Raw genomic sequence first — 21152 nt, 5'->3', positions numbered from 1 at the left:
TATTAAGTACTTTTGCTTTAAATTATTAAAATAATGAGTGAAAATTTAAAATTTGCAGTAATTGGAGGAGGAAGCTGGGCAACGGCAATTGCAAAGATGTTATGTGTAAATCTTTCAGAAATTGCCTGGTACATGCGTAATGATGCTGCTATCGAACACATTCAGAAATACAAACACAATCCGAATTACTTAAGTTCGGTTGAATTTGATACGGCAAAACTTAAACTGACCAATAATATTAATGAAGCAGTTGCCTATGCAGATTATGTAATTTTTGCAATTCCTTCTGCTTTTTTAGATGGTGAATTGAAAAACTTAACGGTTTCATTGTCTGATAAAATTATCTTTTCTGCTATTAAAGGAATCGTTCCTGAAACAAGTTTGATTGTTGGGGAACATTTTCACATTCAATACGACATTCCCTACTACAATATCGGTGTAATTACTGGTCCTTGTCATGCTGAAGAAGTAGCATTAGAAAGACTTTCTTACTTAACAATTGCCTGTGGGGATCCGGAAAAAGCTTCAATCGTAGCAAAACATTTGTCCGGAAATTATATCAAAGCCAAAATCTCAGACGATATTATTGGTACTGAATATGCGGCAATGCTTAAAAACATTTATGCTATTGCAGCCGGAATTGCTCACGGATTAGGTTATGGGGATAACTTTCAATCGGTTATGATGAGTAACGGAATTCGCGAGATGAAGAAATTTATCCGCAAAGTTCATAAAATGAAACGTAACATCAATGACTCCGCTTATTTAGGCGATTTATTGGTTACAGGTTACTCTGTGTTCTCAAGAAACAGAATGTTCGGAAACATGATTGGTAAAGGCTATACGGTAAAAAGTGCGATGATGGAGATGAGTATGGTGGCCGAAGGTTATTACGCCACTAAAAGCGCTTATAAACTAAATCAGGGCTATGGTGCAAAAACGCCAATTATCGATGCTGTCTACGCTGTTTTATACGAAGGAAAAGATGCAAAATCGGTTTTCAAAAAATTAACGGAGTCTTTGGATTAGTTTCTTTTTAGAGAAGTGAGAGTATAGAATATAGAGGCAAGAGCAAAGAGTATAGAGACAAGAGCAAAGAAGCAAGATTATAAGATTGTGAGCTTGTTTTTGACAGATAAAAAAAGAGTCAGGACAGAATTAAAATTCATCTTGACTCTTTTTTATTTTAATATAAAGAAATCTAAACTCTATATTCTATTCTCTACAATCTATCTTCTTGCCTCTTTGCTCTAGCTTCTTGCTTCTTGCTTCTACAAATCTGCACTCCGCTCTACTTACTTCACCATAACTCCTTCAACAAATAAAATAGGCACTTCCTCCGTATCGTTTTCGTTGATCAGGTTTGCTTTAAAAGTAAATTTCTTGTCGTACAATGTATTTCCAATGAAGAACGTTACCATAAACTCGTTGTTCAGTACCAGTAAACTCTTTTCAACCATTTCGATTTTGACAACCGAAACTGCAGGAACTTCTACAAAGGCATGACGTAAAACAGACGTTTTTTTCATCTCGCCATCAATCGTTCCAAATGCTTTTGAAACTACCATCACGCTGTCGAGGTTAAAATCACTGTCATTTACCAGGTAAGCGTACCATACTTTTTCCATAAAGTCGTCGCTCCATTCCTGTACTGCTGCAAGAAATACGTTTTCTACTTCGGGAATTGTTATATCTTTTTTCATAATCTTAGTAATTCATAAAATGTAAATAGTGATTAGAAAGAAGGCTTCTCACTAATCACTATTCACTAATAACTTTATTTTTAAATATTGGCCTTGAACTGTTCTAAGAAACGAACATCATTTTCGTAAAACATACGAATATCACCAATTTGATACAGTAACATAGCAATACGCTCTACTCCCATTCCGAAAGCAAAACCGTTGTATTCATCAGGATTGATGTCACAATTTTTCAAAACATTTGGATCTACCATTCCGCAACCTCCAATTTCCAGCCAGCCAGTACCTTTGGTAATACGATAATCAGTTTCGGTTTTTAGACCCCAATAAATATCAATTTCGGCACTTGGTTCAGTAAATGGAAAGTAAGACGGACGCAAACGAATTTTCGATTTTCCGAACATTTCTTTAGTGAAATAAAGCAACGTCTGTTTTAAATCGGCAAACGATACCTCTTTGTCAATATACAAACCTTCTACCTGATGGAAAATACAGTGTGAACGAGACGAAATCGCTTCGTTACGAAACACACGTCCCGGAGAAATAGTACGAATTGGCGGTTTATGATTTTCCATATAACGCACCTGAACAGATGATGTATGCGTACGCAACAACACATCAGGATTAGTCTGAATGAAAAAAGTATCCTGCATATCACGTGCCGGATGGTATTCCGGTAAGTTCAAAGCGGTGAAATTATGCCAGTCGTCTTCGATTTCCGGACCTTCAGAAACGTTGAAACCAATGTTTGCAAAAATATCAATAATCTGATTTTTAACAATTGAAATCGGGTGACGTGAACCAATAATTACTGGTTCGGCCGCACGAGTTAAATCACCAAACATTCCTTTTACTTCCTGCTTGCTTTCCAGCTCTTCCTGAATCGCTTTTACCTTTTCTTCCGCAGCAGTTTTTAAAGTATTCATTACTACTCCAAAATCTTTTTTCTGGTCGTTTGGAATATTTTTAAACTCATTGAAAAGTTCTCTAACTAAACCTCTACTACCTAAATACTTGATACGGAATTGCTCTAAAGATTCTTTATTTTTATCATTAAAGGCTTTTGCTTCCTCTATATGTTCTTTTATCTTGTCTATCATCAGTCTTGCTTTGAAGGTGCAAATTTACATAATTTTACTTTAAAGTATACAGTCTCAGTCTCAGTTTTCAGTCTCAATTGGACTTAAAACTGAGGCTGAGACTAAAAACTACTCTATCAGTTCTCTTTCTAAAAAATAATTCACAATGGCTTCTTTCATCAAAACCGATTGTTCGCCTGCTTTCAGTGGCGGTAATTCTTCTTTTACTTTATAATGTGGCCATCCCTCGGCATCAAAAAAGTCAAATTCATAAAACCCATAAGGTTCCAATAATCGACAAATGGCGATGTGCATTAGGTTTAATTTTTCATCTTTTTTGAATTCACGGTGTACTTTTCCAAGTTCCTGAACTCCGATTAAATAAATTATGGCGTCTAAATCTAAATCTTCTCCTTGTGAAAATTGATTAGACAATATATCGACGAGCTTTTCCCATCGCTCTTTTAGTTGTGTATCTCTGGACATTTTATGATTTTAGATTCTTGAGTTTAGATCTTAGATTGTTGCAAAATTCAATTCTGAAGGGGACAGAATTACAATCTTAACACTAAATTTTGATTTACAAAGATACATAGTTCAACACATTGCACCTAAAAAAATTAAACACTTAGAAAAGAAGAACTCCAAAAAAACAGCTGAACCTTTGCCACTCTGAACCTCCGAACCTAAAAAAGTATATCTTTGCGCTTTTTTAAACACACCCAAATATGAGTTTTTTTGATATAATTGTGGCCGCTCTTTTAGCTTTTAGTTTATATAAAGGAATTAAAAACGGGCTTTTTGTAGAAGTTGCTTCTTTCGTTTCTTTATTGTTGGGAATCTATATTGCGATTAAATTCTCTTCTTTTATGAAAGAATTGATCATGAAGCATGTTTCCTGGAATCCGAACACGATACAAATCACTGCTTTTATTCTCACTTTTATTTTAGTGGTAATTGGTATTTACTTCCTAGCTAAAATCCTTACCGGAATTGCCGATTTTGCCTTTTTGGGATTACCCAATAAATTAGGCGGTGGCTTTTTCAGAATTTTAAAAACCATACTAATCTTAAGTATTTTTATCGCTCTTTTTGAGAAGATCAATTTCAATAACACTTTTGCTAAAAAAGAAACCTTGGATCATTCTATTTTTTACAATCCGGTTAAAAAAGTAGCCGCTTTTGTTTATCCATCAATCGAAAAATGGTATGGGGAATTTAAAGGCCACCATACAGAAACGTCTAAAGAGGAATAATAGTCTCACTACTTTGCCAAACAGGTTATAAAAAATTAATCTTTGCAAAACACCTCAACTGCAGACAATTGAGCAAAATAAATTATCTTGGTCGATATTTTAACAACCGATTTAATTTATACCCCAGACCTGTATGTTGTATTTAACCGGCATTATAATCACCTTTTTTTTGGTTGTTGTACTGGCAAGCAAAAGGAACAAAACCGAGGCCGACAAGATTCTGGCACTTTGGCTGTTTTTTACCGGCTTTCATTTATTCCTGTTCTATCTTCATTACAAAAATGACTATAGGGACTTCCCTTTTTTACTGGGTTTAGAACTCCCAATGCCTTTAGTTCAGGGACCTTTTTTATTTTTATACACTTCGGCTTTAACGAACCAAAATCGCTATAAAAAGTTTAATCTTTTACATTTTATTCCTTTTCTAGCTGCCATTCTGATACTGATTCCGTTTTATAATTTGTCTTTCGAAGAAAAAGCAGCCGTTTTTAAAAACAAAGGCAAAGGCTACGAAACCCTAATATCTATTTTGTATGCTGCAATCGTATTTTCGGGAATTATTTATCCTTTACTTTCGCTGCAAAAACTTGTAAAACACCAAAAGAACATCAACAATCAATTTTCGCATACCGAAAGAATCAACCTGACCTGGCTGCGCTATTTAATTCTTGGATCTTGCATTATCTGGCTGGCAATTCTCTTCTTTGATGATCAATATATTTTTTCAGTTGTGGTTTTCTATCTCATTTTTATTGGTTATTTCGGCGTTAAGCAGGTTGGAATTTTCACCAATCAGCCGCTTTCCGAAAATAATCATTCTAAGACTTTAACATCTGAAAGCGTTGACACCAAAAATACATCTGAAAAAATTAAATACGAGAAATCAGGACTTACTTCTTCAGAACTTACGGCTATCCATCAAAGACTGACACAACTCATGGATGATGAAAAAATCTACAAAAATGCCGATTTAACTTTAACCGAGCTTTCCCAAAAGATAAGTGTTCATCCCAACATACTTTCACAGGTTATCAACTCGGCAGAACAGAAAAACTTTTACGATTACATCAATTTCCAGCGTGTTGAAGAATTTAAAAGAACCATTCTTTTACCCGAAAATCAAAAATTTACTTTTCTCTCCATAGCATTTGAATGCGGATTTAATTCAAAAACAGCTTTCAACCGAAACTTCAAAAAAGCAACTGGAGTTTCTCCTTCTGAATATTTAAAAAAACTTTCATTTTAAATCCGACAGGTTTTTAAAAACCTGTCGGATTTGAATTTATAATTCAAAAATCAATTCTCCTAAACACATAGAAACATAGTCTTTGTAAACTTAAAAAAGGCATTTCATTTGTTTCAAACAAACATAGCTATGTGCGAAAACTTGTTTTTTGATCTCCTTTATTTTAAGATAAAAATCTATGTCCCTATGTGTTAAAAAATGAGCTCATTCCTTAATCCCTGAAATAACTTCAATTTTAAACCCGACAGGTTTTTAAGTTATAAACTGGAACCACCTTACAAGTTGGGGCGACCAGCATAGTACCACAGTACATCTTTGCAGAAATTTAAACCAATTTATGCAATGAGAAACAAAGCTTTTTACTCTGTCACAATTGTCCTTTCTCTTTTCCTTTTCTGGGGATGCGAACAGGAAAATGATGTTGATGAACCAGGAAATTTAGTTCCGAAAACAGTCGACCAGGATCCAACCTTACCTTCGATTTTTATAAACGGAACACAACTTCATGCTGAAACTTTCGGAAACCCTAACCATCCTATGTTAGTTTTCCTGCATGGTGGTCCCGGATCCGATTACAGAAATGGTCTGAATGTAAAACAACTCGCCGACGAAGGTTACTATGTGATTTTTTACGACCAAAGAGGTTCCGGATTATCCAAAAGACACGACAAAAACACCTACTCCATTCAATTGATGATCGACGATCTCTCTGAAGTCATAAAATATTACCGTAAAACACCCACTCAAAAGACATTTCTTTTCGGACATTCCTGGGGCGCCATGCTTGCCGCCGCCTATGTCAACAAATACCCAACGGCCATCAATGGTGTTATTCTGGCGGAACCGGGCGGACTAAACAAAAAACTATTAGACGATTACGGAGAAATGAGCCGTAAAATAAAATTATTCTCCGAGGCCACCAGCAATTTATTGTATATCGATCAATTTTTAACGGGAAAAGAAAACCAACATGAAATTCTTGACTATAAACTGGGAGTTTCTACAGGTTTCTCTTATGCGAAAGGCAACAAGGAAGGTATTTCAGGTCCATCCCCATTTTGGCGAATCGGAACAACCGTTTTAGAAAGTTTAACTGACATTGCTGAAAATGAAGGCTTTGATTTTACTACAAACCTAAGTCAGTACAAAACGAAAGTCCTGTTTTTGTATGGCGAATTAAATCAGTCCTATGGTTTATCCTTCGCCCAAAAAGAAGCCGCCTTTTTTCCTAATACTGCCCTAGCTGAAGTAAAAGGTACTGGGCACGAGATGATCTACTTCAAATGGGAAAATGTGCATCCTTTTGTACTGAACTATTTAAATGATCTAAAATAATCCCATGATGAAAACAGTATTATTAATCAGCACCTTTATCTTCTCTCTTTTCGTAGGAAAAACCTATTCTCAAACCTTAAACTGGGAAAGTCTTAACAAGAATCAAAAACACATTCTAAACATAAATGCCGGCTGGGAACATAGTTTTGTTTACGAACTTGCTTACGGTTACCATCTCAAAACCAAACTGCCAATTGTAGTCGAAGCATCTTTTTCCTTGCCATCAGGCGAAACAGTATTGGATGATTTTAAAACTAAAATTGGCGGACAACTGAACCTTTACCAGCTGAATCATTTCCGTTTTAATGCCGCCCTTCACGGAATTTATCGCCGATACGAAAATCCGTTAGTCACCTTACAAAACTTTGGCGCCGATGCAACTGCGATTGTTGGGTATTATAAACCGAGATGGTTTGTCGCCGGAGAATTTGGTTTTGATAAAGCCATTGCTACCCATTTTAAAAATTCGGCTATTTACAAAGACGTCTATCCCAATGTAAAAGACGGTTGGTATGAACCTGCGACCGGAGGCAATTTCAACTACGGCATACAAGCCGGATATTCCTTTCGCCGAAGTGACCTTACTTTACGACTGGGAAAAGTAATTACCCAGGATTTTAAAACAAAACCTATGGTTCCGTTGTACTTTCAACTGGGTTATAATTTAAAGTTAGAATAATTTAGTTAATTGTTTTGCTACACCAAACCCGACAGGTTTTAAAATCTGTCGGATTTGCTCTATTTTTAGAAAAATCACAGTATTATCTAGTCTTTTAAAAACTATTTTAAAATTCCGTATTCAACTATCGGAGATCAACATTCCAGAATCCAAAACTTTGCGCTATCTTTGCGGTTTATTAACATGCTCTAAGGCAATTGCTACAGTGCAAGTTTAGACCCGGAAATTACTTAAACTCGTTTAGAGAATTGACATATTAAAATGAAGAAGATACGTAACTTTTGCATTATTGCACACATTGACCACGGTAAAAGTACACTGGCAGACCGCTTATTGGGCGCTACACAAACCGTTACAGCTCGTGAAGAAAAAGCACAATTGCTTGACAACATGGATCTGGAACGTGAACGTGGAATTACCATTAAGAGTCACGCCATTCAGATGGAATACACTTACAAGGGAGAAGAATATATTTTAAATTTAATTGACACTCCCGGTCACGTCGACTTTTCATACGAAGTTTCGCGATCTATTGCGGCCTGTGAAGGTGCTCTTTTAATCGTTGATGCAGCACAAAGTATCCAGGCACAAACTATTTCCAACTTATATCTGGCTTTAGAGAATGATCTTGAGATTATTCCGGTTTTGAATAAAGTAGATTTACCTAGTGCCAATCCTGAAGAAGTAAGCGATGATATTATCGATTTATTAGGATGTAAATTAGAAGATATTATTCATGCTTCGGGAAAAACTGGTTTTGGTGTGGAGAATATCTTAGCCGCTATTATTGAAAAAATTCCGGCCCCAAAAGGAAATGTTGACGAACCATTGCAAGCATTGATCTTTGATTCACATTACAACCCGTTTCGTGGAATCGAGGTTATCTTCAGAGTGATGAATGGTGAAATCAGAAAAGGGCAAAAAATTAAATTCATGGCTACTGGCAATGAATATTTTGCCGATGAAGTGGGGACTTTAAAACTAAATCAGGTTCCAAAAAATGTAATTTCTACCGGTGATGTTGGTTATTTAATTTCAGGAATTAAAGAAGCCAAAGAGGTAAAAGTGGGAGATACTCTTACAGATGCCAAAACACCAACAACCAATATGATTACAGGTTTCGAGGATGTAAAACCAATGGTTTTCGCCGGAATTTATCCTGTTGATACCGAAGATTATGAAGATCTGCGTTCTTCTATGGAGAAATTGCAATTAAACGATGCTTCATTAGTCTTTACTCCGGAAAGCTCTGCCGCTTTAGGATTTGGTTTCCGTTGCGGATTCTTAGGAATGCTTCATATGGAAATTATCCAGGAACGTTTAGAGCGTGAGTTCGACATGACGGTTATTACTACCGTACCTAACGTTTCGTATTTGGCGTATACCAAAAAAGATCCCGAAACTGCATTTGTGGTGAACAATCCTTCAGACTTGCCTGAACCTTCTCGTTTAGACCGTGTTGAAGAACCTTTTATAAAAGCAACTATCATTACAAAAGCCGATTTCGTTGGAAACGTAATGAGCTTGTGTATCGAAAAACGTGGTCAGATTACCAATCAAACGTATTTGACAACAGAACGTGTGGAACTGAATTTTGACATGCCATTGGCCGAAATTGTATTCGATTTTTACGATCGTTTAAAAACGGTTTCTAAAGGTTATGCTTCTTTTGACTACTCTCCTATTGGAATGAGAACTTCAAAACTGGTAAAACTGGATGTTCTTTTGAACGCTCAAACGGTTGATGCACTTTCTGCTTTGATTCACGAAGACAACGCTTACAACATCGGTAAAAAAATGACCGAGAAATTACGTGAATTGATACCAAGACAACAATTCGACATTCCGATTCAGGCTGCGATTGGTGCTAAAATTATCGCTCGTGAAACGATTAAAGCACTTCGTAAAGACGTTACCGCAAAATGTTATGGTGGAGATATCTCCCGTAAACGTAAACTTCTTGAAAAACAGAAAAAAGGTAAGAAACGTATGCGTCAGGTAGGAAACGTTGAGATTCCACAAGAGGCATTTATGGCTGTTTTGAAATTGAACGACTAAGTTTTTTTTGAGAAAATAGAGTAAAGAACAAAGAATATAGAGAAAACCTGATGATGAAAATTGTCAGGTTTTTTTGTTTCAATTTGAAAAGGAATTTATGGTAATGATTCTATTTTTCAAAAAAAGCTTCAGAATAAACTCAATTACCTCCAGCCGGAGCAGCAGACAAATAAAAATAATCTTGTTGTCAAGAAATTCATTCACTTTAAAATCATTTTTTCATTAACTTTGTTCTTATGGAAACTATAAAATTAAACATCAATCTAAGTGTTAACCAATTGATTGAGGCAGTAAAACAACTATCCCCAAAAGACAGGCTGAAAATCAATGATGCTATCTGGAATGATAGTATGGAAATTCCGGTTGAGCATCAGAAAATAGTTTTAGACAGAATAACAAAAGCCAAAGCAAATCCAGAAAGACTTTTAGACTGGGATGATGTTGCTAAAAATCTATAATTTTTGAATTACTCTTTAAAAATAGATATTGATGCTTTCAATGACATTCAAAATACTTCTGAATGGTATGAAATGCAATCAAAAGGTTTGGGATCACGTTTTAAAAATCAAACCAAAAAACAAATTAATTCTTTAAAGAAAAATCCATATTTGTTTTCAAAGAAATATCATGAAATAAGATGTTGGAAGATTGAAAAATTTCCGTTTTTAATTCATTATTCAATTAACGAAGACCTTAAAACAGTAAACGTTCTTGCTGTTTTTCATACTTCAAGAAATCCTGAGATCTGGAAAAAATAAGTAACATGAAGGTAAGGACTAAAGTTATCGGTACTTTACTTTTTAATATTGTTGTGTTTTTAGAGAAGCGAGCAATACATATTGTTTATTGTAATTGAAATAATTCATACACTTTGTTCAAACACATTATCGTGAATTTTTGCAGACCAGGATATTTACAAAAATTAGAAAACCCTGTACTGTAAGGCAAAATATACCGCTCCGCTGGAGCTTTTCCCCCTACTGCTTTTTATTATCTATAAATATTTTGCTCCAACGGAGTAAACAATGCCAATTATCTGAATAAACAAAGGGGCTGACTCATAAATGATTCAGCCCCTTTGTTTTACATCAATTAAAATTTTTCTCGAAAAGAACTACCACTTTTTCTATCTCAAACTGCTCCAGCGGAGTAAAATACGCATCGAAAATGTAATTCCCCAGCATCAAAAAGCTCCAATGGAGCGAAATACCTTTTTGAAACCAGCAAACTGTTATTTTATATTTCAACAATAACCTTATGAGCACATTATATCGCAGACGCAAAACAAAAGCAATCTGTCTCAATTTGGAACAGCTTTTTATTTCTTTAAACATCAAACCTTTGTAACTTTGAACCTCTGAACCTTTGAACCTAGAAAAAATGGACGAAACTCCAAAACGATTTGACCGAATTATCGCCATCCTCATCCAATTACAATCCAAAAAAATTGTAAAAGCACAGGAATTGGCCGATCGTTTTGATTGTAGTTTACGAACGATTTATAGAGACATTCGAACGCTGGAAGCTTCAGGAGTCCCTATTTACAGTGAAGCCGGAGTGGGTTATGCGTTAATGGACGGTTACAGATTACCTCCCGTTATGTTTACACGCGAAGAAGTAAGCAGCTTTATTGCTGCCGAAAAACTTATGCAGAAATTTACCGATCCTTCGCTTGGAGCTCATTATGCTTCGGCCATGTACAAACTGAAATCTGTTTTAAGAAGTACCGATAAAGACTGGCTATCCAATATCGAATCGCGGGTTATAATGAACACTTCCGAACCGATGTTTAATGATAATTCGCCAAATACTTTAGCACTTCTTTTTGAAGGTATTGCAGAGAAAAAACAGCTTTTACTTTCGTACAAAACCTACGAAACCGATACGGCTACGCAAAGAAACATAGAACCTGTGGGTGTTTTTCACGATAACAACAACTGGTATTTTTTAGGATATTGTCATTTACGACAAGACTATCGTCAGTTTAGAACAGACAGAATTCAGGGTATTCGAAAAACAGATTCTGATTTTACGATCGAACACGATGCTTTAGAAACTTATATCAAAAAAACAGAAACTTGTCCAACAACAAAAGTCCGAATTTTAGTTGACAAAAAAATCGCCCGTTACCTGGGTACCGAAAAAAAGTACCACGGATTCATTTCAGAAAAAGAAGTAGACGGAAAAATAGAAATGACTTTTATGTCACGCGATATTGAAAACTCATTTCCGCGATGGTTTCTAATGTATGGAGATTACGCTACGATTCTGGAACCTGAAATACTCAAGGCCAAAACACTGGAATTACTGGAAATCAACCGTAAAAGACTGCTATAAAAAAAAACTCCTAAAGATAAAATATCATCCTTAGGAGTTTTTCAAATCTAGTGTTTCTCTTTTACCACATTGTAAAAATTATAATCAGTGTTAGAAGCATCAGTAATACCAACATTTCTTCCAATGGTTACAATTTGTCCTCGGTGATACGTTCCGTGATTCACCACCTGCAGCAAGTAGTCGCTTACAGGCTGTTCGCACTGAAACCATGGATTTTCAATTTTGATTGTTTTCAATAACTGTTCGTCTGATAATGATGTGATAAATGCAGCTAATTTTGTGGAGGTACTCAATAATCCTTCAAATATTTCATCCTTGTTCAAATCAACAGCTTCCCTTCTTTCCGGTTGTGGAATTTCGGCTATTATTGAAAACCAGTATTCTTCGGTTTCCCAAATATGATGTAGCGTTTTAATAATGCTAGGATAGCTTGAAAGAACTTCTTTATGCAGCAATTCATCGGTTTTTGCCGAAAGCCAATTCACAAATTGTTGATTTACCCATAAATTATAAGCGGCATAATTGGTCATGATTTTTTTAAAACTCATACTGTTCGATTTATATTAGAATAAAATTTATCAAATACTTCCGGTTACGATTATCTTTCCCAGAAAAATGGAGGTTCTATATTTAAAGCTCTTAAATACACATATCCTTGTCCGCGGTGGTGTACTTCATTGTCAATAAAATACAGTATGTTCTGATATATTGGAAATTCATACTGACCAAAAAGGTTAAAATTTTCACTAAAGTCTTCGATCGATAATTTTTGCCAGAGTTCATTGATTTCAGCTGTTGCTTCATCCCATTTTTCAAGATATTGCGCTTTGAAAATCAGTTTCTCTGTTGCTTCTTCTGAAAATGGCTTCACTTCTCTGTTTACAATTCCTTTAATACCCGGAACTGCGATAGCTAAAAGCTCATCGGTCAACTTGGCGAAAGTTCGCATTCCTCCAATTGAAAATTCGAAAAAATCTTTCTCCGGAAATTTTTCAATAAGGTTACGTGTAAGCTTACGGTGTCCTTGCCAGTGTATCAATAAATCTTCTGGAGTAATTACTTGAGCTGCTAATGTTTTCATAATTTTAAAGTTTTAATTATTTGATACTTCAAAAGTATTGAGGGTCGGTGACAACAGTATGTCAGCAGGAAAATAAAATTTTAAAAATATTTTCTTTTCTAACAGCAGGACGCACAAATTTATTACATTTTGCTCAGATTCAACGCCATAAATCACTGATAAACAAACTCTAAAAAACAAAACAATAAATTTGCTCAGTAAAAATACAGATGAAGCAGCTTCTTCCCTTTTGAATTTATCTAATTTGAAGGCGGGAAGAATCCTATCGAAAATAAACGGAATCGACTTTTCCGGTAAAGCTCTTCATAATGAAAAAGTAATGCAGACGACAATCCAAAAAATTAAACAAAACCTTTGTACCTTTGCCCCTTACAAACTTTGGAACTTAAAAGAAAATGATCGAAGATAAAAATCCGCAACGTACCAGTATAGCACAATTAGGCGAGTTTGGCCTAATTGACCATTTAACCAAAAATTTTGATGTCACTCAGGAATCTACCCTAAAAAGTATAGGCGATGATGCCGCTGTCCTTGATTTTAAGGACAAAAAAGTAGTGGTCTCCACCGATTTATTAATTGAGGGCGTACATTTTGACCTGGCGTATATGCCTTTAAAACATTTAGGTTACAAATCGGTTGTTGTTAACCTGTCCGACATTTGTGCGATGAATGCAAAACCAACGCAAATAACGGTTTCTGTGGCGGTTTCTAATCGTTTCCCACTAGAAGCCTTAGAAGAATTATTTGAAGGCATTACACATGCTGCAAAAGAGTACAAAGTAGATGTTATTGGTGGTGATACTACCTCATCGCAAAAAGGACTAATTATTAGCATCACTGCAATTGGTGAAGCTAACGAAGAAGAAATTGTTTACCGAAATGGTGCCAAACAAACCGACTTACTTGTTGTTACCGGAGACATAGGAGCAGCTTATATGGGATTGCAGGTATTGGAGCGTGAAAAACAGGTTTTTCAGGTGAATCCTAACAGCCAGCCGGATCTGGATATGTACAGTTATTTGATCGAGCGCCAGTTAAAACCAGAGGCCCGAAAAGATGTTCGTACTTTATTGCATGCACTTGAAATTAAACCTACAGCGATGATTGATATTTCAGACGGATTGTCTTCTGAAATTATGCATCTCTGCAAACAATCAAAAGTGGGTTGTAATTTGTATGAAGATAAACTTCCGCTAGACCCTCAATTCATTTCGACCTGTGAAGAATTCAATATCGACAGTACAACGGTTGCTATAAATGGCGGTGAAGATTATGAATTATTATTCACCATCGATATTAATGATTTTGATAAAATAAAAGGCAACCCTAACTTCTCGATTATTGGTCACATGGCTGATGAAAGCGAAGGAGTTCATCTGGTAACCCGTGCCAATACAAAAATTGCACTGAAAGCCCGTGGCTGGGATGCTCTGACGGAGTAGTTTTTTAGTCGCAGTTTTCAGGCGCAGTTCCCGGTCGCAGTCTTTAGTAAAAATGAAACTGAGAACTGAGACTGAGACTGAGAACTAAGAACTGAGAACTGAGACTGAAATAAAAAAAATCCAAATTCCGGTAATATCCCTGGAATTTGGATTTTTTTTTGGAATTTCCCCTTCTAAAAAAGCCCTTTACATTTCGCTTCTTTGACCAGGTCTTCATCAAAACCGCTTCTCACTTTAAGCAGTTCTTTAAGACCCGCTTTGCGCTTTTCGATTTCATTAACAGAAATTGGAATGTATTGCGGCATGTCTGCTACAGAAGTTCCTTTTGACAAGTGAAATAAAATTTGCTTGTCAAACTCATCAATTTCAATAGAATTATGAGCCGATTGATTGAGTATCTTCTGAACGGACTGGCTGTAATATTTATCACTTTTCATTACTTTATCAAATGCAAAAAGCAATTCATCAAAAGTGAGATCATTTTTGATAATTAAACCATTGGGGCTAATGGTTCTGATGATTGTTTTAATTTTTAATAATTCGGTATACATTGTTAACAGAATTATTTTGCATTTTGGCATTTTCTTCAGAAGTAATTTCGCCAGATCTTCACCCGAAAAAATATTCTTTTCTTCGTATGGAGGCATGCTGATATCTAAAAAAGCAACATCAAATTCAGGAGTCTGAGCATCTTCGATTAAATCATACCCTGATTTACAATCATGGGCCTGCAAAATAAAAAACTGATACTTATCAGGATTATAACGTGTTATCGCATTCTTATATCCTTCAATAATAAAAGGGTGATCGTCAACAATTAAAATGTTTTTCCTAATTAATTGAGGAGCCTGTGGATTGGGGTCAATTGTCATGTATGCTGTAGATTTATTTTTTGATCTATTGGAATTTTAACTATCATAAGAGTTCCTTCTCCTTTGGCCGATTTTAAGAAAACAGAGCCTTTACATTCTGTCGCTCTGTATTGAATATTATGCAATCCTATACCTTTTCTTGTTGTTTTGGTATTAAACCCGATTCCGTCATCAGCAATTGACAAAACCAAATGGTCGACTTCACTTTTGAATTCAACCACTATTGTACTCGCCTTCGCATACTTATTGCAATTTTGAAGCGCTTCCTGAATAATTCTGTATAAATTAATTTTTACGTTATTACTCACGAGTTCCCATTTAATATTGGAATCAAAAGAACTAATTAATTTTACCTCATAGGTGTTTCTTTGATCCTCAAACAATTTGTTTAAAATCGCGATAAAATTATTAATTAATTCCGATTTTTCTCTGTTTAAATCATGCGAAATCTCACGTATATCTTCTTCAATTTTTTTCAGTTCCTCAAGGTATTTTTTTCTCTTAGGAGCCGCCTCACCCTCATCTACTTTATCTAAACTATCAAGACTGATTCTCACACCAAACATTCTTCCCAACACACCATCGTGTAAATCCTGCGCTACTTTTTTCTTTTCTTTAATTCGGGTTTGTTCAATGTCATTTTGCTGCAAAATCATCAAATTATAGATGTCTTCGTTCGCAACCTGCTGCTGTTGTTTAAAGAGTAATTCCCTGTGTCTGGCCTGCTGTGTTTTATAAACATAAAAAAACAGACCAATTAATGTGCAAATACTGAAAACATAAATTAAAGTTTTATTTTTCTCCTGTAAACTTGAATTTTGGTTCTTTATTTCGCTGGTTTCATATTGTATTCTGGAAAATTTTTCCCCCATGTTTCTCTCCAATTTAAGCATCTTGTCGTTTAACTGAATAAACTCTGCGGAATAAACGGACGCATTTTGAGGATCTACAACGGCAATTTGCCTCAGAACTTCCAAAACATTATTGATTTGATTTGAGCTACGGGACAAAATCAAAGCCTGTTTTGAATATTGAATAGCTTTAAAAGTATCTTTTTTGGAAGCAAAATATTCCGACAAATGCATTTTACTTAAAACCACCCCCGATTTAAGACCAAGACTGTCTCTGATTTTCAATGATTTATAAAACTGGGTAGATAATTCCTCAGGCTCTTCTAACTTAAATCTAGAATAAGCCAAGTTATCTAAGATGATAGCGTACAATGTTGCATTTTGTTTGTACAAATTTTTCTCTTCCAAAGCTTCCTTAAAATATGACTTTGCAATCTTGTAGTTATGTTTCTTTAAATTGACAAAACCTATATTATTTAATGATGTTGCTTTCAATTGAAACTCAGCCGGGATTGATTTATCTGTGAGAATCGCCAATGCTTTATTATGAAATTCAAGAGCCTTATTAAACTCTTCCCGTTCATTGTACAACAACCCCAATAAGTTGTAACAATCATAAAGCAAATCATTGACATTCTTTTCCTCCTTTAAGATCCGAAGCGCTTTAAAAACACTAATTTCACTTTCAAAATAATCTCCTTCATTAAACTGAAGATTCGCTTTGTTCAAATAGGTCTTAGCTAAATTGTACCTGTCATTTATTTTTGAATAAACTTTCTCGGCCTTAAAATAATTCAAAAAGGCACTGTCTGATACCGATTTTGACACATAATAATCTCCTAAATAACTGTACGCTTTAGCTACATTAACAGAATCCCCGGAGTCTATCGATCGTTTCAAAATGAATTTTGTGGTTTGAAGATAATCTTTCCATTCATTCATATTGTAATACCGGTTGGCAACTTTAAAAAGATTTACTTTATTAAGCGAATCATCTTCCTGATTCGTAATAATCATCAATGCTTTTGTATTGTATTTCTTTTTATACTCAAGAGGCAGATTGATATCCTTTGCCAACGAAAGGTAAATAGCAAGACTATCTTCTTGCAAAATATCAGGTTTGTGTTCTTTATTCTTTTCGCTACAACCCAAAAAAACAAAACAAAAAAGGAATAATATTAGAGAAGTATTTTTCAATATCGTTATAAGAGTTTTACCAAAAATACTAAAAGTATAGACACAAAAAAAGGCTGTCCGTAATGGACAGCCTTTTTCTTATCGTTTGTATTTTTCTCTTAGTCTACTTTTACAGTCATTCTTGTTGATTGACTATCTGAAGCAAAACTACTTAATTGCTTACTATTTGATTTTAAATTACTTGCTAATGAAGCAACATCTGCTTTTTGTCGTCCCTGATTAGTAGCTCCACCACCAAAAATAGATCCATCAAAAAATACTGCCGAAGCAGATAAATTATTCGGAACTTCAGGAGAAGAAAAAGAAGTTGAAACCATTACTAAAGAAAATATTCCTAATACTAAAGCTGCTTTTTTCATAATTTGAGGGTATTAAATGTTTGTTGTTTTTTTTTAGTTTTAAAAATCATCGCTATGCGCGAATCATGGTGTAAAACTAAATACACATTTAAAAAAAATAACAGGAAAAAAAAGGTTTATGGTAGATCGTACCCAATTGATAGTCAATGAGGGGCAAATCAATGTAGTTGCTTATTTTTTACACTTCTAAATAATTCCCTATAGCGAAATCAGCAATAATTAAGTCAACATTTGATTTATAGGTTTTCGAAAAAGGAATCTTTTTGGAGGAATTCCTGATATAACAAGTCGAGTTCCCGCTATGGATTCTTGCAATATAATTTTGATTGATGATGTAACTGTTATGAATCCTAATGAAAGGATGCGACAATACGCCTTCAAAATGCTTTAAGGTTTTAAAAGCGGTTATCATTTCGCCTGAATTCAAATAAATATCGGTCGAATTATTATCTGCCTGAAAGTAACTAATATCATTGGAATTGATGTAGCGATAATCTCCATAGGATTTCACACATAACACAAGGGGCTGCTCAGTACTTTTTGCCGGTTCAGCAAACAATTCACTCAATGGCGTACTGTCTTCCTCAACGGTATCAGAATCATCTGCAGGAAATGCTTTTTCGAGTTTCAGAATAGTCTTCATCAAGTCGATCCGTAGAACAGGTTTTAAAATATAATCAAAAACACCATGCTGAATAGCCTCAAAAGCAAGCTCTTTTTTTGTTGTTGTGATTATGATCTTAGGAATAAGCGACAAGAACCGATGAAGTTCATTTACAAAAGCAAGTGACAAATTGCTTGATCTGTCTTTCGGATCTATTTCTAACAAAATGAGGTGTGGTCGATGCTCTAAAACCAAATTCAATCCCGATTGATAATTCGCAGCCGATCCCACAAAAGTAAGTTCTGAAAAACCTTCTGCAATCGTTCTGGTTTTCAAAATACTTTCCACATCATCGTCAATAATAATATACGAATACTTTTTCAATCTTACTTTAGTTGATTTTTCCTAAACCCCCGACAAACTTTTATTTCATCGATCCTTTTAAAAGGCTCCTGTTTCGCTATTTATTCGCAATTAAAAATACAAATTTCAATTATTCTGCTATTTCATTGTTAATATATTACAAACAAATGTTAACACAAAAGGATGAAATGCAAAAATAATCGCCAAAATACACTATTCGGTATTAAAAAAGCCCAAATTCCTTAAAGGAATTTGGGCTTTTATATCTAAATGTCGTAAATATTACATTTTCATCAACCAGTTTTTCATTGAAACCTCGTTCTCGATGATGTCTTTTAATTCAGAGATCTTAACGCGATCTTGTTTCATTGTATCTCTGTGACGAATCGTTACAGTTTCGTCTTCAATCGTTTGATGATCTACAGTAATACAAAATGGTGTTCCAAGTGCATCCTGTCTTCTGTATCGACGACCTACTGCATCTTTTTCATCATATGCTACGTTGAAATCCCATTTTAAATCTTCGATGATTTTTTTAGAAATCTCAGGTAAACCATCTCTTTTAATTAATGGTAATACAGCTGCTTTTGTTGGAGCTAAAACGGCCGGCAATTTCAATACGGTTCTTGTTGATCCGTCTTCTAAAACTTCTTCTTGCAAAGAAGTGGCAAAAACAGCCAGGAACATACGATCTAAACCTACAGAAGTTTCCACTACATATGGCACGTAGTTTTCATTCAACTCAGGGTCAAAATATTGCAATTTTCTACCGGAATATTCTTCGTGTGCTTTTAAATCAAAATCTGTACGAGAGTGAATCCCTTCTAATTCTTTAAATCCGAATGGGAAGTTGAACTCGATATCTGCAGCAGCATTTGCATAGTGTGCTAACTTTTCATGATCGTGAAAACGATAGTTTTGCTCTCCTAAACCTAAAGACAGGTGCCAATTTAAACGAGTAGTCTTCCAGTGTTCGTACCATTTCATTTCTTCACCCGGACGTACAAAAAACTGCATTTCCATTTGTTCAAATTCACGCATACGGAAAATAAATTGTCTTGCAACAATTTCATTTCTGAACGCTTTACCCGTTTGAGCAATTCCAAAAGGAACTTTCATACGACCCGATTTTTGTACATTAAGGAAATTCACAAAAATACCCTGAGCCGTTTCGGGACGCAAATACAAATCCATTGCAGACTCTGCAGAAGCTCCTAACTTCGTACCGAACATTAAATTGAACTGTTTCACATCCGTCCAGTTTCTGGAACCTGTTTCAGGATCAGCAATTTCTAATTCTTCGATTAGTGCTTTTACGTCTTCTAAATCTCCATTTCCTAAAGAACGTCCTAAACGCTCTCTAATTTCTTTTTCTTTAGCCAGATATTCAATTACACGGGCATTTGTAGTAACAAATTCCTGCTCATTAAAAGCATCTCCAAAACGAGCACTCGCTTTTTCAATTTCTTTTTTAGCTTTCAGATTAAGTTTTTCAGCATAATCTTCTACCAAAACATCGGCTCTGTATCTTTTCTTTGAATCTTTATTGTCAATTAATGGGTCATTAAATGCATCAACGTGGCCTGAAGCTTTCCAGGTTGTTGGGTGCATTAATATTGCAGCATCCAAACCGACAATATTTTCATTCATCTGAACCATTGATTTCCACCAATATTCACGAATATTCTTTTTTAACTCGACGCCATTTTGTGCATAATCATACACTGCACTTAATCCATCGTATACTTCGCTTGACGGAAAAATAAATCCGTACTCTTTTGCGTGCGAAACCACATTCTTAAATAAATCTTCTTGTTTTGCCATAGTGATGCAAAAATATAAAAAGTACTTTTAAAAAAAAGAAAAATAATAAAGTTTGAAGCAATGATTTGGTTATTTTTATAGCTAAATTCTTTCTATTTGTGTTTAATTATCTCATCAACCTCTTTTTTCCTAAAGTTTGTGTAGGATGTCACACCCTTTTACTTAGTGGTGAAACTATTTTGTGCACCCGTTGTCGCCACGAATTACCTCTTACTCAATACCATTTGAATCCAAAAAATGAGGCTGTGAAGAAATTTTATGGAAGAATCGACATGCAGCATGCATCGGCATTTTTGTATTTCAACAAAAAAGGAATTGTTCAGGAACTGATCCATAATCTCAAATACAAAGGTCATGAAGAAATCGGGACTTTTCTAGGTAATTGGTATGCCGAAGATTTAAAAGAATTACGTTTAAAAATTCCTTTTGATGTAATCATTCCTGTACCACTGCATCCCAAAAAACTAAAAAAACGAGGTTATAATCAGGTGACTACTTTTGGCACCACTTTATCTAAAAGTCTGGCAATTCCTTTTGACCCAGGCTTATTGTATCGAAAAAAATATTCAAAAACCCAATCTAAAAAAAATCTTTTAGGAAGATCTGAAAGCATCGAAAACATCTTCGACGTCAAATTTTCGAATGAAAATCACAACAAACATTTTTTAATCGTTGACGATGTATTGACAACGGGCGCTACCCTTGAGGCCTGTTCCAGAGCTTTACAAAAAATTCCCGGTGCCAAAATCAGCATTGTCTGTATGGCAATGGCAAATTCATAAGATAAAATTCCAATCAAAAAAAATCCAAACTCCAACAACAGCAGTTATTGAAATTTGGATTTTTTTCAAAAATTTATCTTTTCT

The 21152-nt window shown here is 35.0% G+C and carries 21 protein-coding genes; 11 read left to right on the top strand and 10 right to left on the bottom strand.

Going from position 1 to position 21152, the window contains the following annotated elements:
* Nucleotides 1-33: 33 nt before the first annotated feature.
* Nucleotides 34-1029, top strand: a complete 996-nt coding sequence (locus tag JO950_RS00225) for an NAD(P)H-dependent glycerol-3-phosphate dehydrogenase (RefSeq protein WP_017497416.1) — start codon at nt 34-36, stop codon at nt 1027-1029.
* A gap of 266 nt (nt 1030-1295) precedes the next feature.
* On the opposite strand, the gene JO950_RS00220 is transcribed toward JO950_RS00225, so the two are convergent.
* From JO950_RS00220 to JO950_RS00210, 3 genes are all read right to left on the bottom strand, one after another.
* Nucleotides 1296-1703, bottom strand: a complete 408-nt coding sequence (locus JO950_RS00220) for a hypothetical protein (protein WP_070906388.1) — start codon at nt 1701-1703, stop codon at nt 1296-1298.
* An 80-nt stretch (nt 1704-1783) separates the two neighbouring features.
* A complete protein-coding gene (gene pheS / locus JO950_RS00215) occupies nt 1784-2803 on the bottom strand; it encodes a phenylalanine--tRNA ligase subunit alpha (protein ID WP_202700508.1) in 1020 nt (339 codons plus the stop codon).
* Nucleotides 2804-2911: 108 nt separating this feature from the next.
* Nucleotides 2912-3268, bottom strand: a complete 357-nt coding sequence (locus JO950_RS00210) for a hypothetical protein (RefSeq protein ID WP_029270935.1) — start codon at nt 3266-3268, stop codon at nt 2912-2914.
* 242 nt (nt 3269-3510) lie between these two features.
* Between JO950_RS00210 and JO950_RS00205 the strand changes: the two genes are divergently transcribed.
* From JO950_RS00205 to JO950_RS00170, 8 genes are all read left to right on the top strand, one after another.
* The gene (locus tag JO950_RS00205; protein ID WP_202700507.1) at nt 3511-4038 is read left to right on the top strand and encodes a CvpA family protein; all 528 of its coding nucleotides are present in this window, start codon (nt 3511-3513) and stop codon (nt 4036-4038) included.
* 133 nt (nt 4039-4171) lie between these two features.
* Nucleotides 4172-5284: a helix-turn-helix domain-containing protein gene (locus tag JO950_RS00200; protein WP_202700502.1), complete on the top strand. Its 1113-nt coding sequence runs from the start codon at nt 4172-4174 to the stop codon at nt 5282-5284.
* Between the two features lie 342 nt (nt 5285-5626).
* Nucleotides 5627-6619, top strand: coding sequence for an alpha/beta fold hydrolase (locus JO950_RS00195; RefSeq protein ID WP_202700500.1), 993 nt, complete (start codon nt 5627-5629; stop codon nt 6617-6619).
* Nucleotides 6620-6623: 4 nt separating this feature from the next.
* Nucleotides 6624-7298, top strand: coding sequence for a hypothetical protein (locus tag JO950_RS00190; RefSeq protein WP_237732247.1), 675 nt, complete (start codon nt 6624-6626; stop codon nt 7296-7298).
* Between the two features lie 261 nt (nt 7299-7559).
* Nucleotides 7560-9356 (top strand): translation elongation factor 4, encoded by a 1797-nt coding sequence (gene lepA / locus JO950_RS00185; RefSeq protein ID WP_202700498.1) that lies wholly within the window; start codon nt 7560-7562, stop codon nt 9354-9356.
* Between the two features lie 236 nt (nt 9357-9592).
* Nucleotides 9593-9814, top strand: a complete 222-nt coding sequence (locus tag JO950_RS00180) for an addiction module protein (RefSeq protein WP_202700496.1) — start codon at nt 9593-9595, stop codon at nt 9812-9814.
* Between the two features lie 3 nt (nt 9815-9817).
* The gene (locus JO950_RS00175; RefSeq protein ID WP_202700494.1) at nt 9818-10114 is read left to right on the top strand and encodes a type II toxin-antitoxin system RelE/ParE family toxin; all 297 of its coding nucleotides are present in this window, start codon (nt 9818-9820) and stop codon (nt 10112-10114) included.
* 622 nt (nt 10115-10736) lie between these two features.
* Nucleotides 10737-11693 (top strand): YafY family protein, encoded by a 957-nt coding sequence (locus tag JO950_RS00170; protein ID WP_202700606.1) that lies wholly within the window; start codon nt 10737-10739, stop codon nt 11691-11693.
* A 47-nt stretch (nt 11694-11740) separates the two neighbouring features.
* Here the strand turns inward: JO950_RS00170 and JO950_RS00165 are convergent, their stop codons facing one another.
* Entirely contained in the window at nt 11741-12241 is a 501-nt protein-coding gene (locus tag JO950_RS00165) for a DinB family protein (protein ID WP_202700491.1), read from the bottom strand.
* A gap of 50 nt (nt 12242-12291) precedes the next feature.
* Nucleotides 12292-12774: a DinB family protein gene (locus tag JO950_RS00160; protein WP_202700490.1), complete on the bottom strand. Its 483-nt coding sequence runs from the start codon at nt 12772-12774 to the stop codon at nt 12292-12294.
* A 395-nt stretch (nt 12775-13169) separates the two neighbouring features.
* Between JO950_RS00160 and thiL the strand changes: the two genes are divergently transcribed.
* On the top strand, nt 13170-14216 hold the full coding sequence (thiL, locus tag JO950_RS00150; protein ID WP_173965104.1) for a thiamine-phosphate kinase: 1047 nt from the start codon (nt 13170-13172) through the stop codon (nt 14214-14216).
* A gap of 173 nt (nt 14217-14389) precedes the next feature.
* Here thiL and JO950_RS00145 read toward each other — a convergent pair whose 3' ends face one another.
* The 5 genes from JO950_RS00145 to JO950_RS00125 all read right to left on the bottom strand — a co-directional run bounded on the left by JO950_RS00145 (nt 14390) and on the right by JO950_RS00125 (nt 20286).
* Nucleotides 14390-15088 carry a response regulator transcription factor gene (locus JO950_RS00145; protein ID WP_202700468.1) on the bottom strand — a complete coding sequence of 233 codons (699 nt, stop codon included), beginning with the start codon at nt 15086-15088 and terminating at the stop codon, nt 14390-14392.
* A complete protein-coding gene (locus tag JO950_RS00140; RefSeq protein ID WP_237732246.1) occupies nt 15085-17049 on the bottom strand; it encodes a tetratricopeptide repeat-containing sensor histidine kinase in 1965 nt (654 codons plus the stop codon). Before JO950_RS00140 ends, JO950_RS00145 begins: the two co-directional genes overlap by 4 nt.
* Nucleotides 17050-17234: 185 nt before the next feature.
* On the bottom strand, nt 17235-17495 hold the full coding sequence (locus JO950_RS00135; RefSeq protein ID WP_202700466.1) for a hypothetical protein: 261 nt from the start codon (nt 17493-17495) through the stop codon (nt 17235-17237).
* 178 nt (nt 17496-17673) lie between these two features.
* The gene (locus tag JO950_RS00130; RefSeq protein WP_202700465.1) at nt 17674-18483 is read right to left on the bottom strand and encodes a LytTR family DNA-binding domain-containing protein; all 810 of its coding nucleotides are present in this window, start codon (nt 18481-18483) and stop codon (nt 17674-17676) included.
* Between the two features lie 261 nt (nt 18484-18744).
* Nucleotides 18745-20286, bottom strand: a complete 1542-nt coding sequence (locus JO950_RS00125) for a glycine--tRNA ligase (protein WP_017497392.1) — start codon at nt 20284-20286, stop codon at nt 18745-18747.
* A 98-nt stretch (nt 20287-20384) separates the two neighbouring features.
* Here JO950_RS00125 and JO950_RS00120 point away from each other — a divergent pair, with 98 nt between their 5' ends.
* On the top strand, nt 20385-21068 hold the full coding sequence (locus tag JO950_RS00120; protein WP_202700464.1) for a ComF family protein: 684 nt from the start codon (nt 20385-20387) through the stop codon (nt 21066-21068).
* Nucleotides 21069-21152 lie beyond the last annotated feature (84 nt).

Source organism: Flavobacterium sp. UGB4466, from assembly GCF_903469665.1.
GTDB classification, from domain to species: Bacteria; Bacteroidota; Bacteroidia; order Flavobacteriales; family Flavobacteriaceae; genus Flavobacterium; species Flavobacterium lipolyticum.
Note: the sequence above shows the minus strand (reverse complement) of the source record. Positions and strands in the feature narration are given on the sequence as shown.